A 12,586-nucleotide genomic window follows, 5' to 3' on the forward strand; every position below is an offset into this window, starting at 1 on the left:
GCTTCAACCATCGACGAGTGCGACGCGGGCGTTTCAGACCTGTAGCAGCCGACGGCCGGTCGACAGGGATGAACCCGGTGAGCCGGCCGTGTCGTGCGTTACTCGGTGCGGACGTTCAGGGCGACGTCAATGTTGCCGCGTGTTGCCTTGGAGTAAGGACACATTTGATCAGCGTTATGGGCCAGTTCGGTCGCGACTTCCTGGGTCAGGCCCGGCACGATCAGGGTCAGTCGGGCCTGCAGGAAATAGGCCGGACCGGTCTGGCCCAGATCGACTTCGATGTCGACGGCCGTATCGGCCGGCAGTGTCAATTTCATCTGCTGGGCGGCCAGCCCCACCGAAGCCATGTAGCAGGCTGACCATGCCCCGGCGAACAATTGCTCGGCTTTCGGGTGCGGCTGGACGGCGGTGAACTCGTGTTCCGGTTTGCCGCCGCCGGGCGACGATAGCGTTATGTCGACGGTGCCGTTATGGCCGCGCGACGTGGTGCCGGCGCTGCTGTGGGTGGTGTGGGTTTTGCCGGTGACCAGTACTTTTTCGATCTTGCTCATGATCATTCCCTCAGGTTTGCAAGTTGTACGCACGCGCTTGTATCGCACGCGATATAAGAACCACATCCAGACATCACGCCCTCATCGCGCTCAGGACAACGTCGATATTGCAGGGTCGGTCGGGCCTGAAGGAGGTAGGCGGGATCAGTCTGGCCCAGTTCGAGATCGCTGTCGACGGCCAGATCTGCCGGCAACACGATAACGACCCGAACCAGCTGATCATCTACACGACAAGAGTCAGGTGTTCACTGCCTGTGGGCCTGTCACTTATCGCAGCGACTTGAACCCGACCCGCACTTCCTGCGAGAAAAGCGCCGGCTGCTCCCATGCAGCAAAGTGTCCACCTTTGGGCAACTTGTTGTAATGCACAAGTTTGGGATAGGCCTTCTGCGACCAGCTTTTCGGTGCCTCATACAGCTCATCCGGAAACACGCTGACCGCCACCGGGATGTTGACGCCCTTGACCGCGAAGAAAGTCGACTTGTTCTCGTAATAGAGCCGCCCCGAGGAAACGGCCGTGTTGGTCAGCCAGAACAGCGTGATGTTGTCGAGGACGTCATCGGGCGTGAGGCCTTCCGGTTGCCCGTCAATGGAACGCGCAATCATCTCGTAGCTTTTGGGATCGTGATCGAGCATGAAAGCCGCCAGACCCACCGGTGAATCAGTTAGGCCTGTCAGCGACTGAGGCCGGTCACCCATCATGATTGCGTAGCCAATGTGCTTGTAGGTATTGGCGAGTTGTTCAGCCGCTCGCTGCTCTTCCTCGGAAAGACCGCTGGGTATCGGCTCGCCACGAAACAGTGCCGCATCAATGTCAGGCGGGATGACACCAGGCATGTTCGAATGAATGCCGATCAAGCCGGGTGGCGCCTTGGCAGCCATCAAGTCGACAACAATGGAACCCCAATCCCCCCCTTGCGCCCCGTATCGGGTGTATCCGAGGCGTTTCATCAGCTCGACGTAGGCATCGGCGATACGCTCGGGATTCCAGCCGGCCACTTTCGGTTTCTCCGAGAAGCCGTAACCCGGCATCGACGGAATCACCAGGCTGAACGCATCGGAGGCATTGCCACCGTGCGCCGTCGGATCGGTGAGTGGGCCGATGACTTTCATCAACTCGATCACCGAACCTGGCCAGCCGTGGGCCATAAGCAGTGGCAACGCATTTTCGTGTTTTGAGCGGACATGAATGAAATGGATATCCAGGCCATCAATGTTCGTGATGAAGTTGGGGACTGCATTTATCTTTGATTCAATTACTCGCCAGTCATATTTGGTTGACCAATGCCTGGCCAGTTTCTGGATCGTCGCGAGCTGTACGCCTTGAGAGGAATCATTGACGGTTTCCTTGTCCGGCCATCTCGTTGCGTCTATGCGTCTACGCAACTCTGTAAGTTCAGCCTCCGGGGCGATGAAGTGAAAGGGGCGTATTTCAGTGGAAACATTATTTGTTTTTGATGAAGTATTCGTCATCGCGTCAGTCCTAATGGAGAAACCGAGTAATCCCAGCGGTGCGACAGCACAGGTCACGGCTGCAGCACCGCAGAATTTCCGTCTGGTTAGAGAAAGTGGTTTGATGTTTTTTGGCATGCAGGCTCCTAAGGCACGAAGTCTCACGAGAGCGCCTGTTTGATTGAGCACGGGGGAAGTTATTTACAGATGGCGTTGCAACGCACTTTGATCAATAGGTTTTTATAGTTTGCCGAGTGACAAGGCAGCCCGTTCAATCACGCCGTCTGGACATTCAAATAAACATCAATATTGCCGCGCGTTGCCTTCGAGTACGGGCAAATCTGATCCGCTGCATGGGCGATAGCGGTCGCGACTTCATGAGGCAGGCCCGGCAGGTGAACATTGAGCCCGGCCTGCAGGAAGTAAGCGTTCCCGGTTTGCCCCAGATCGATCTCGATATCGACGGACACGTCGGCGGGAATAGTCACCTTCAACTCTTTGGCCGCCAGGCCGAGCGCTGCGATGTAGCAGGCCGACCATGCGCCGGCAAACAACTGCTCGGCCGTCGGGTGCGGTTGGGTGGCGACGAAGACGTGGGCCGGTTTGGCGCTCCCGGGTGTTGAGAGTTCGATGTCGAGGTTGCCGTTGTGCCCGCGTGAGGTGTTGCCGGAACTGCTCAGCTTAGTGTGAGTCTTGCCGGTGACCAGGACTTTTTCGATTTTGCTCATCAGTGATTCCTTGAGGTTTTTATTAGAGCCAAATAGCAGAAATGACACGTAACTACCTGACGGGACTGATTTTATAGGTGCAACCAAGCACCGAGAAGAACGGAAAAACCGATCACCTTCGGCTTTTCCGTTCAGCCCTCTGCCCTTCGCAAATCACATCACCGCTCGTCGCCAAGACCCGGCATGGGCTTTGACATCGCTGGGTCTCTGCTTGAATATAAATCGTATGCGATCTAATCGATTGCGACAACAAGCCGCCGCAGCCCTTGCCGTTTGGAGATTCAGCCAATGTCTACCTCTTCCGATCACGCTTTTCATGGCCACAACGGCAACAACTGGGTCACGGCTTCATGAAGCTGATCCAGCTGCGAGCGTTCTGCTCGGTTGTCGACATGGGCAGCTTTCGTTCGGCAGCACGAGCACTGGACGCTGCCCAGAGCACGCTGACAGAGTCGATTCAAAGTCTGGAAAGAGAACTGGGGGTCACCTTGTTGGTGCGCTCCAACCAAGGCATCAGCCTGACCCTGGCCGGCAAGGTGTTCCTGACCCGGGCACGCTCGATCATCCTGGATTGCGATCGCGCTGTACTGGACGTCCGACAATGGAATGCCACGCCCGAAGGTCAGATCGCATTGGGTGTCTCGGCAGAACCACTGTCTGCGTGTCTGATGCCGGTCTTCAGCAGTTTTACCCGCCGCTTTCCAAAGGTGCAGCTACACGTTGCCGGTGGAAAGACGAAGCGGCTGATCGAGATGATTCGCGCTGGCCGGCTCGACTTTGTGATGTGTCCCCTGAGTCCCGATGTCTGCGATATCGACCTGCACATTGAGCGCCTTTACCACTCGAAAACCAGCGTCATTGCGCGCAAGGGACATCCCCTGGCGGCGGCTCGCTCAGTGCGCGAACTGGCTGACTGCCAGTGGATCAGCGTCCGCCCGGCCGGTGTTGCGGGTAGCGCGGAGAACCATCTGATCGAGCTGTTCAGGGCCCAGGGCTTGCCACCTCCGAAGATCGCGATCACCACCGAATCGCTGCTGGAAATCCTGCACATCATCTCCGAGACGGATTACCTGACCGTTGAGCCCGGCATGCTTCCCGGCATGAAGCTGTTTTCCTCGGCGCTGACCAGCATTTCGATTCGGGAGCCGCTGGAGTCGCGTGAGGTGTGCTTGATCAGCCGTCGCATGTCACCGTTCAGCCATGTCACACAAGAACTGACCAGCATGCTGATTTCTTATTCGCGGCTGCGTCACCGGGCCAAGGGGTGAGTCAATGCCGAGGGCCTTTCAAGTTCAAGAAATCAGCGGCGATGGCGATACATTGCTGCGTAGCCAGAACGTCCCCGTGCACTCGCTACAGCTTCCATAAAGAACAAGACATCTCAATACGGATATAGAGGTAATCAATGCTCGCCGCCTTCACACTACTTATTGCTTTTGGATTTCTGCCTGCACTCTTCGGCTACGCCGCCAACGTTCGCGGCTCACTTGAGAAGCGCAGGTGGTATTACCGCCACACTCAAGCAGTAAAGGCATGGACCGCAACTGAGTACTCATTGACTGCGTTCGTCGCTTGCACCATCGCGCTGTACGCGGCGGGTTCTTTGACGTTGCTTGGCATAAAGCCAAGCCCCATGACAGGCATCGCATTACTGTCGCTTTCGTGCCTTACCGCACTGACTTACCTTTGCTGCTACTGGAAAATACCGGGAATTGTTTCGAACTACGGAGGGATGTTGAAAGCTCTGCTGGGGGCTGTAGCCATTGGTGTAGCCACCGTATCCAAAATCTATTCGGACGCAGGGATTGCCGAGCTGACGGGTTTGTCACCCCAGGATTTGCCGGGCGCTCAATTACTGCTCACCTTCCTGCTGACTCCAACCATCTGGTTCCTGAGTTTGTCGTTGTTGCTCGGGTATGTGAGTTTGCCCGTGATCGTCTTTCTGTTTTTCCGCAGCCTGTACCGTGATTTTCGCCAGAAAAAGCACGGTAAAAAAAACGGGTCGAATCTACGAGACGTGGCAGCGCTGGTGGCCGTGTTTTTTGCTGTGATCATTCTGCTGAGCCTCACTGAAAAAATAGCCAGCAAGAATTTCTATGAACCACGACTGAAACAGGCAATCGCCTTCGCCTCATTCCATTTGCCCACCACCTACTGCGGTCTCCCGGATACAAAGGGGGTAAACGTAGCGCCCATGTCAGAGGACAGAGCGGCCATTGCGGTACCCGATGAAAAACTCGGCTACACGTTTGACCTTATCGACTGCAAACCCAAAAACAAGGGTAGCGATGAAGTTAACGCCATCCTCGAAAAGTCCAATTCAATTCAAAAAAATGCTGTAAGTGCTGTGGCGCCAGCTCAGGCTACGATCGGCAAGAAATAAGGGCGGAATGGGTTGAGGGTTGGGTGCGCTCGGCAAAACTCACGAGGCTCCCGACCCTGAGTGCCACGGACTAACCCGCAACCGCTGCTTCAATCGCCGCAACATCAATCTTTCCCATCGTCATCATCGCGTCGAACGCGCGCTTGGCCGCCGCTCGATCGGGATGGTTGATCGCCGCTGTCAGGACACGCGGGGTGATCTGCCACGACAGTCCCCACTTGTCCTGGCACCAGCCACAGACGTTTTCCTGGCCGCCGTTGCCGACAATCGCGTTCCACAAGCGGTCCGTCTCGGCCTGGTCGTCGGTGGCCACCTGGAACGAGAAGGCCTCGTTGTGCTTGACCCCCGACCCGCCGTTCAGCCCGAGACACGGGATGCCCATCACCGTGAATTCGACAGTCAGGACATCACCCTGCTTGCCCGCCGGGTAGTCGCCGGGCGCGTGAAGGACAGTGCCTACCGCGCTGTCCGGGAAGGTGCGAGCGTAGAAGGTCGCGGCCTCCAGTGCATCGCCGTCGTACCAGAGACAAATGGTGTTTTTACTGGTCATTTTGCTTCTCCAACAATGGGCTGACATTTCATTCTAGCCAAGCAGCCAGTCAGGCAAATCAAGGCGTCCAATTCCGACGCTTGCTACTCAACATCTTCGAAGGTTCCTGTGCGCACCTCGCCGCTGCGCTCGTAGCGAGCGATCAGTACACCGCCCGGCGTGGTGGTCGAGTGCGTCAAAGTGAAGGCCGACGCCAGGGCGTTGTCGTCGAACAGACGCTTGCCGCGCCCCAGCACCACGGGAAAAATCATCAGCCGAAGCTCGTCCACCAACCCGGCTGCCAGCAGTTGGCGCACCAGATCGCCGCTGCCCTGCGTCAACAACCGGGCGCCGTCCTGCTGCTTGAGCGCACGAATCCCATCGGTAAGGTTTCCCTTCAGCGCATGACTGTTGTGCCACTCAAGCGTATCGGCTCGATGCGTGGCCACGTGCTTGGGTACTTGATTGAAGGGGTCTGCAATGGGGTGGTGATGAATGCGCGGCCAATACGCCGCGAAGATGTCGTAGGTGCGACGCCCCAGCAGCAACTCGAACGGCTGTGAGAACAGATCCGTAATGGCCTGGCCGGTGGCTTCATCGGCGTAGGGCACGATCCAGCCACCGAAGCGGAATTCGCCGCTGCGATCCTCTTCGGGCCCGCCGGGCGCTTGAATGACGCCATCCAGACTGATGAAAGCGGCAACGGTGAGTGTGCGCATGGTCTTCTCCCGGTTCGTCTTGGTGAACGTTCTGGTGCAGGGAAGGCCGGCAATCACAGTGACCTTGCGAGGCCTTCCCTGCCCCATAGTCGAACGAGGCACGGCGAAATCGACAGTGCGATATCCAGATAACGGGCCCTGCGAAAAAACGTCTCGAACGCTTACAATCACAGCCCTTAACCGCAAATCAGGCAAACCAGTCAGGCTATGGCGCTCGACCCTCCAACGATGCTGACCCTCTCGATCGCCCTCGCAGCGGCTGCCGCGCTGTATCTGGCGGTGGAGTGGCGCAGCATACGTGAACCCTCGCTGCTGTTCTGGAGCGCGGGGTTTGCGACGATCACCGTGGGCTCGACACTTGCATTGCTGCGCGGCAGCGGGCTTCTGCTGATCGGCATCTGGTTCGCCAACGGCCTGTTGGTGACGGCCCACTGGCTTTTCCTGCTGGGGGTGGCGCGCTTCACGCAGGTGCGTCTTTCTCGCGCCTGGTACCTGATCTTTGTCGCCTGGCTTGCCATGCTGTTGCTGCCCGACGAACCGTCGTGGTCGAAGATCATGCTGGTGGCCAACTCGCTGCTTGTGGCCCTGCCCACGCTCAGGGCCAGCTTCCTCCTGCGTCCCCACGGCAAGTCGTTGAGCGTGGGGGCGGTGCAGCTGCGTTATGTGCTGCTGACTCACGGGCTGTTCTACTTCATCAAGGCGATATCGGTTGTCGTTCCTGGCACGCTGATCGATCTGGCGGCTTTTCGGGGCGAGATCATCCAGATTTCATTGGTCGAGGGTGCGATGGCGATCATGTTGATCGCGCTCTCGATGACCGGCACCGAGCGCTACCGACGGGAGAAACGGATCGCCCGACTGGCCGCACGTGATCCGTTGACCGCCCTGTACAACCGCCGCGCCCTCGAGGTGCGGGCGTCGCGTCTGCTGGACGATGTCTCGAGCACTCGACCGGGCGCCCTGCTGCTGATCGATATCGACAACTTCAAACTGGTCAACGACCTCTACGGCCATACCGCCGGTGACCAGCTGCTAGTCACGCTGAGCGAGATGATTCGTTCGGTGCTGCCAGAAGGTGCGCTGGCCGCGCGGTTGGGCGGTGACGAGTTCGTCATTCTGTTGAATAACACATCGAGTGAGCGAATCGTGGAACTGGGCAACACACTGCGTGAGCAGTTTCACCACACCGCCTCACAGACATTCGCCACACCTGAACCGGTCACCCTGAGCATGGGTGCCAACCTGTTTGACCAGCCGCCAGCGAGTCTGGCGGCATTGATCGAGCAAGGCGACACCGCACTCTATGAATCCAAGCGTGGCGGACGCGACCGCATCCGCCTGGTGGACCGGACCGTCGCGAGCAACGACCTGCAGCAGGCCCGTTGATAGGCCATTTGTTGCATCGTTGATACATGGAAATGCCAGGTTCACAATTTCAGCGTACCTTGTCCGACATTAATCGTCTCAATGCGGCCGCCTGGCCCCTCCTCGTCAAGGAAGAACAATGATCATTGCTTCAACTTCAACGAATGCGGCGATGTCTGCCTACACCTCTGCCGTCGATGCAAAGGCTGCGGCCGATGCGCAAAAACGCGTCGCTCAAGATGATCAGGCCAAGCCGCAGAACAATGACTCAGTGAGCCTGTCCAGTACCTCTACCGAGTACAGCAACTCGATCGCGGGTAACGCGCCGTTCTTCCCGGTGCGTTCGGGGATGAACGCCGATGCACTTGTTCTGGGCGTCTCCAAGCCTGGTGCGATCTCCAGTTCCAAGGACAAGACGTTTGCCGAAGTGGCCGCTGATGCCCGCAAGCGCATGGACGAAAAATACGCACTGATGACTGCCAGCGGCAAGCCGTATACCGGCAGCGATGAAGACCGTAATGCGTTGATGGGCGATCTGGACCGACGTTCGCTGAACGCCGTCGCCACCAATCAGGGCGGCAAGTTCACCGCGCAGGAACAAGCCTCGGCGCAAGCGTTGATGCGCCAGCAAGCCCGGCTCGCCACCGGTTATTACAGCGGCCCGGCGGACCAGCAAAAAAACTGGAAAGACCCGTTCATCAATGACCCTTTCGGTCGCGCCACGGCGGCGCTGGCGTTCATGGACAACATGAGTCCTGAAGAAAAAGCCACCCCTGAGTGGCTGTCCCAGCATTTGTCGCTGGAAGCGGCATTGAATCAGAGCGGTGGCGCGGACCCTGCCGAGAAGAAGACCGGGCACTTTCACAACCTGGCTGAAATCCTCGCGGGTATCGTGACGGACGGATCCGACAGCGAACAATCCAGCGCAGCCAAGAATGCTGATCCAAGCGCCGAGATCCTGAAGAAGCTGCAATCGTTGACGTCGTGACATCGGTTGAACGCAGGCGTGTTGGCGATGCGGTCCTGACATTGGTGTGAAGCCGCCCTACTCCTCAAAACGCCCCGTGCCTTCGCGGTCGCGCGCGTATCGTCTCGTGAGCGGAAACGGCGGCAACCAGGACTCGCGACGGGTGATCCAGCTTTCGTAAGTGGGCGTCAGTTGGTCGGGCGCATCCAGTGATCCCAGGTTCACTTCGATTTCATCGTCAGTGCGGGCAAAAACCGAAGAGCCGCAGCGCGGACAGAAAAACCGCCCGGCGTAGTCGCGTGTTTCGCCGGTGATCGTCACCGCGTCCTGGGGGAATATCGCGGAAGCGTGAAACAGCGCGCCATGATGTTTGCGGCAGTCGAGGCAGTGGCATAGGCCGACCCGGTAAGGGCGTCCCGACGCTTCAATTCGGACGTTGCCGCACAGGCAACCACCGGTCAATCGGTCCATGCTGCGCCTCCTCTCATTTATGCGCTCGGAAGGTTAGTAACGATAGCAGCCTCCACTGGTCGCCACGAACTTGCTCTATAGACGCTTTTTACCTACTTTTGAATCTATGGATTCAAAAAGAGGTATTAAACATGGCCGTTGCCCTCCAGCAACAAGCCTTTAGCAAGCGCCAGTGTGTAACGGGCCTGCGTGCCGCTGTCGGCATCCTCGAAAAGTGGGGAGCGTCCAGCGATCAGGCTTGCCGTATCCTGCGCATTTCCCGCAGCACCTACACCCGCGCACGGCAGCTCGATCCCGACTGGGCCGTCGCGCTGGACGCGGACCAGATGCAGCGCATCAGTTTTGTCCTCAATATCCACGCCGCCTTGCGCCTGGTGTTCGATAACCCGGAGAACGTCTACGGCTTCCCTTCGATGGCCAACGATAACGAATTCTTCAACGGTCGCTCGCCGCTCGAGATCATGGCTCAGGGCGACATGATTTCCTTGTATGAAACCTTCCGCCGCATCGACGTGCTGCGTGGTGCGCAATGGTGAGGCTGAGCGAACTGGTAGAACTTGCCGGTGAGCCATTGCAGGCCTATCGACTGGTCAATTCCAAGTTCCCACCGGTGGCGCTGTTTGATGACGTCGCCGACGCGGACGAGTTCGAGGTGCTGTATCAGATCCAGGAACTCACCAATCCCAGGTTGAAAAATGAAGTGGGTCGCCTTGAGTTGATCCCGCGCAGTGACATCCCGTTCGGTATTCCGGGCTGCTCTTACGCCACAGCACCATTCACCCACGTCAACCCCGCGGGTTCGCGGTTCAGCGATGGCCGTTTCGGGGTGCTGTACCTGGCGGACACACTGGAAACGGCATTGGCCGAAGTGAAACATCACCAGAGTCTGTACTGGTCGAACGTGCCAGACCTGAACTATGAGCGGTTCGTTTTCCGGGGGTTGTCCTGCTCTTTTGTGGATGCAGGGATGAAGGATGCGACGTCCATTGCGATGACCGACCCTGTTTATGATCCGGACGATTACACGCATTCCCGGCGTTTGGGGAAGTTGGTCAAAGAGGCAGGTTGCCCCGGGCTTCGTTATAACTCGGTGCGCATGCACGGCAGTCATTGCTGGGCGTTGATGACGCCGAAGCCGGTTTTATCGGTTATTCAGGCGGCGCATTACGAGATGATCTGGAATGGGCAGGTGACGAGTGTCAGTCAGATCAGTGAAGCATGACGGCGTAATGCGGGAATGAAAACGGGCGCCTTGATAGGCGCCCGTTTTTTTTGTGCGGTGATGATTACCAGCTGCCGTAGGGGATGCCGAATTGTTCGACGTAGCGTTTGGACTCGTCGGACAACGGGTAATAGTTGCCACCGGATTTTCCGAGGTGGGGTCCCAAGGGTTCTATTTCTGCTTGGGCACGCGCGACTTTTACGGGCTTCATGCATTTGTCCGATACCCAAACCTGCGCAATCCCTCCAGGTGCGAGGCCTACGTAGACCAATGCAATCGTACCGGCAGGTTCGTCCGGCGTCGTCGGGCAAGGCTCGTTCACTGTTGCCCGCATGATTTGCCGAGCTTCCTCAGGCATATCGATCCAGACCCGATAGGTTTTTGACTCCACTACAGACTGCCAGCGAACATAGATACGTTTTGGCAAATCCGCTCCCACGACTTCCCGGATTCCTCCCGTAATCTGTCCCCATCCCCGCGCGGACTCCGTGCCGTCTTCCGGCTCATTTCCTGCAGCCGTTCCACCACCTGTTCGGCGTAATAATTTGCCGTTGATGTCTTCGACCTGGCTGTCTTCGACCCAAACTTTCATGTAATTCGGCTGGTTGAAGCTGAGACTCCACCATTTCCTGGTGAGCTCGCTTTTTGAGAGGGTGTCCGAAGCCTGACACCCAGTCACCAGCCACAGGCCAAGTAATAAAACCAAAGCACGCATCAAAGCACTCTCCAGCTAGAGTCCGGCACATGAGGATGGCGCACACGTACTCCACTCTCAGTTGGTGCGTTGGTATAGCGAATGAACCCCATGATGATTTCGCTGTTGTACCGGGCATCGAAACTGGAGCTGAACCCCTTGGGGTTGTTGCGGAGCACTTCGCCCAGAGGCCCTAGTTTGCAACGTACGATTTCATTGGCGAAATGTCGGGCAGCGGCGGCGCCTCGACTGAACCCGAAGGTGTCGAATGTGAGCGATGTAATCTCACCGTCAGGATTGCGATCGATTGCTTCCTTGATCAGTGCTTTCATGGCGACAAACGCTTTTTGTACCTTCCCCGCTACGCCTGCGTCTCCTCGCCCGGTCGCCGCGGCGCCCATGCTGTCTTCAGCGCCCGCATCGGTGCCGATCCCGTCTACGTAGAGACTGCGCTGTACGAGTTTGGATGACGCATCGTTTCCGGCTACTTCCGCTGTCGGATAGAGCTCATACAGCTTGAAAACATTACTCACATCATTCCCATAACTCCCCTCCGGATCCGCCATATACGGCTTGCAGCTCGCATCGACGTCTTCCGGGCGAATCGGGTGATGGGCGCCGCACAATAATCCTGACGCCGAGTTACCCGCATTGTTCAGCGTCCCATCGAAGAACACGCCAATGCGCAACGCAACTCTGACTTTTTCCTTCGCCGCCGCCGGTGCCTTGCCGTATTTCTCGTACTCGGCCCAGCGCTTGGCGTGGATGTCGACGGGTTTGGCTTCGTCGTAGCGGAAGTTTTTCGGGGGGTTGGGTACGTATCCACTCATTCCTTGATCACCAGGCTCCTTGGTGCAACGGGCGCTGAGGGTGCCACTGTGGATCCAATCAAGCAACGCTTAGCCAGGTGCCATCACTCGGACGACATGGGCCTCGTCCATCTATTGGTTTCGTCAATGGTCACCATTAATTCAATGAAGTTCTCTTAAAAATTCTGCGGCGTAACATCGCCTCCATACCAAACAACTACACCCCGGAGCACACACTCATGAAACGCCAACTCTTCCTCAGCATCGCTTTCTCGGTTTTTGCAGTTAACGCTTTCGCCGCTTCTTCTGCTCAGCCGGTTGTCGCTGAAGGCGGCTCGGATCGTCTGATTGAAAGCCGTGTGGCTGAGGGTGGTTCGGATCGTCTGATCGAGAATCGTGTGGCTGAAGGTGGTTCGGATCGCTTGATCGAAAACCGCGTCGCTGAAGGTGGCTCCGACCGCCTGATCGAAAACCGCGTCGCCGAAGGTGGTTCCGACCGCCTGATCGAAAACCGCGTCGCCGAAGGTGGCTCCGACCGTCTGATCGAAAACCGCGTCGCCGAAGGTGGTTCCGACCGTCTGATCGAAAACCGCGTTGCCGAAGGTGGTTCTGACCGCCTGATCGAAAGCCGCGCTGTATGAATGAATGGCTTGATCGAAGTACTCAACAAGAAGCCCAGCCTGATCAGCCGGGCTT

The 12,586-nt window shown here is 57.6% G+C and carries 15 protein-coding genes; 7 read left to right on the forward strand and 8 right to left on the reverse strand.

Translation table 11 applies throughout. The annotated features are described in order from the left end of the window. Nucleotides 1-98 precede the first annotated feature (98 nt). From J2Y86_RS06765 to J2Y86_RS06780, 3 genes are all read right to left on the reverse strand, one after another. Nucleotides 99-551, reverse strand: a complete 453-nt coding sequence (locus J2Y86_RS06765; protein WP_253429048.1) for an Ohr family peroxiredoxin — start codon at nucleotides 549-551, stop codon at nucleotides 99-101. A gap of 267 nt (nucleotides 552-818) precedes the next feature. Then, on the reverse strand, nucleotides 819-2,141 hold the full coding sequence (locus J2Y86_RS06775; RefSeq protein WP_253429050.1) for an epoxide hydrolase family protein: 1,323 nt from the start codon (nucleotides 2,139-2,141) through the stop codon (nucleotides 819-821). Between the two features lie 137 nt (nucleotides 2,142-2,278). Then, the gene (locus J2Y86_RS06780; RefSeq protein ID WP_253429052.1) at nucleotides 2,279-2,731 is read right to left on the reverse strand and encodes an Ohr family peroxiredoxin; all 453 of its coding nucleotides are present in this window, start codon (nucleotides 2,729-2,731) and stop codon (nucleotides 2,279-2,281) included. A 350-nt stretch (nucleotides 2,732-3,081) separates the two neighbouring features. Here J2Y86_RS06780 and J2Y86_RS06785 point away from each other — a divergent pair, with 350 nt between their 5' ends. Together J2Y86_RS06785 and J2Y86_RS06790 are read left to right on the forward strand one after the other, a co-directional pair. Next, nucleotides 3,082-3,999: a LysR substrate-binding domain-containing protein gene (locus tag J2Y86_RS06785; protein WP_253429054.1), complete on the forward strand. Its 918-nt coding sequence runs from the start codon at nucleotides 3,082-3,084 to the stop codon at nucleotides 3,997-3,999. Nucleotides 4,000-4,136: 137 nt separating this feature from the next. Next, entirely contained in the window at nucleotides 4,137-5,114 is a 978-nt protein-coding gene (locus J2Y86_RS06790) for a hypothetical protein (protein WP_253429056.1), read from the forward strand. Nucleotides 5,115-5,184: 70 nt separating this feature from the next. Here J2Y86_RS06790 and J2Y86_RS06795 read toward each other — a convergent pair whose 3' ends face one another. Together J2Y86_RS06795 and J2Y86_RS06800 are read right to left on the reverse strand one after the other, a co-directional pair. Further along, nucleotides 5,185-5,664 (reverse strand): VOC family protein, encoded by a 480-nt coding sequence (locus J2Y86_RS06795; RefSeq protein WP_253429058.1) that lies wholly within the window; start codon nucleotides 5,662-5,664, stop codon nucleotides 5,185-5,187. An 83-nt stretch (nucleotides 5,665-5,747) separates the two neighbouring features. Continuing rightward, on the reverse strand, nucleotides 5,748-6,362 hold the full coding sequence (locus J2Y86_RS06800; protein ID WP_253429060.1) for a dihydrofolate reductase family protein: 615 nt from the start codon (nucleotides 6,360-6,362) through the stop codon (nucleotides 5,748-5,750). 207 nt (nucleotides 6,363-6,569) lie between these two features. Between J2Y86_RS06800 and J2Y86_RS06805 the strand changes: the two genes are divergently transcribed. Together J2Y86_RS06805 and J2Y86_RS06810 are read left to right on the forward strand one after the other, a co-directional pair. Beyond that, the gene (locus tag J2Y86_RS06805; protein ID WP_253429062.1) at nucleotides 6,570-7,748 is read left to right on the forward strand and encodes a GGDEF domain-containing protein; all 1,179 of its coding nucleotides are present in this window, start codon (nucleotides 6,570-6,572) and stop codon (nucleotides 7,746-7,748) included. 118 nt (nucleotides 7,749-7,866) lie between these two features. After that, a complete protein-coding gene (locus J2Y86_RS06810; RefSeq protein ID WP_253429064.1) occupies nucleotides 7,867-8,715 on the forward strand; it encodes a hypothetical protein in 849 nt (282 codons plus the stop codon). A gap of 57 nt (nucleotides 8,716-8,772) precedes the next feature. Here the strand turns inward: J2Y86_RS06810 and J2Y86_RS06815 are convergent, their stop codons facing one another. Then, nucleotides 8,773-9,165: a GFA family protein gene (locus tag J2Y86_RS06815; RefSeq protein WP_253429066.1), complete on the reverse strand. Its 393-nt coding sequence runs from the start codon at nucleotides 9,163-9,165 to the stop codon at nucleotides 8,773-8,775. Nucleotides 9,166-9,296: 131 nt separating this feature from the next. Between J2Y86_RS06815 and J2Y86_RS06820 the strand changes: the two genes are divergently transcribed. Together J2Y86_RS06820 and J2Y86_RS06825 are read left to right on the forward strand one after the other, a co-directional pair. Then, nucleotides 9,297-9,701 (forward strand): antitoxin Xre-like helix-turn-helix domain-containing protein, encoded by a 405-nt coding sequence (locus J2Y86_RS06820; RefSeq protein WP_017338284.1) that lies wholly within the window; start codon nucleotides 9,297-9,299, stop codon nucleotides 9,699-9,701. Further along, nucleotides 9,695-10,387 (forward strand): RES family NAD+ phosphorylase, encoded by a 693-nt coding sequence (locus J2Y86_RS06825; protein WP_253429068.1) that lies wholly within the window; start codon nucleotides 9,695-9,697, stop codon nucleotides 10,385-10,387. Before J2Y86_RS06820 ends, J2Y86_RS06825 begins: the two co-directional genes overlap by 7 nt. Before the next feature lie 64 nt (nucleotides 10,388-10,451). On the opposite strand, the gene J2Y86_RS06830 is transcribed toward J2Y86_RS06825, so the two are convergent. Together J2Y86_RS06830 and J2Y86_RS06835 are read right to left on the reverse strand one after the other, a co-directional pair. Next, the gene (locus J2Y86_RS06830; RefSeq protein ID WP_253429070.1) at nucleotides 10,452-11,102 is read right to left on the reverse strand and encodes a DUF2931 family protein; all 651 of its coding nucleotides are present in this window, start codon (nucleotides 11,100-11,102) and stop codon (nucleotides 10,452-10,454) included. Further along, a complete protein-coding gene (locus tag J2Y86_RS06835; RefSeq protein WP_253429072.1) occupies nucleotides 11,102-11,911 on the reverse strand; it encodes a DUF2235 domain-containing protein in 810 nt (269 codons plus the stop codon). Before J2Y86_RS06835 ends, J2Y86_RS06830 begins: the two co-directional genes overlap by 1 nt. 218 nt (nucleotides 11,912-12,129) lie before the next feature. Here J2Y86_RS06835 and J2Y86_RS06840 point away from each other — a divergent pair, with 218 nt between their 5' ends. Then, a complete protein-coding gene (locus J2Y86_RS06840; protein WP_253429074.1) occupies nucleotides 12,130-12,531 on the forward strand; it encodes a hypothetical protein in 402 nt (133 codons plus the stop codon). Nucleotides 12,532-12,586 lie beyond the last annotated feature (55 nt).

Source organism: Pseudomonas migulae (assembly GCF_024169315.1).
Taxonomy (GTDB): Bacteria; Pseudomonadota; Gammaproteobacteria; order Pseudomonadales; family Pseudomonadaceae; genus Aquipseudomonas; species Aquipseudomonas migulae_B.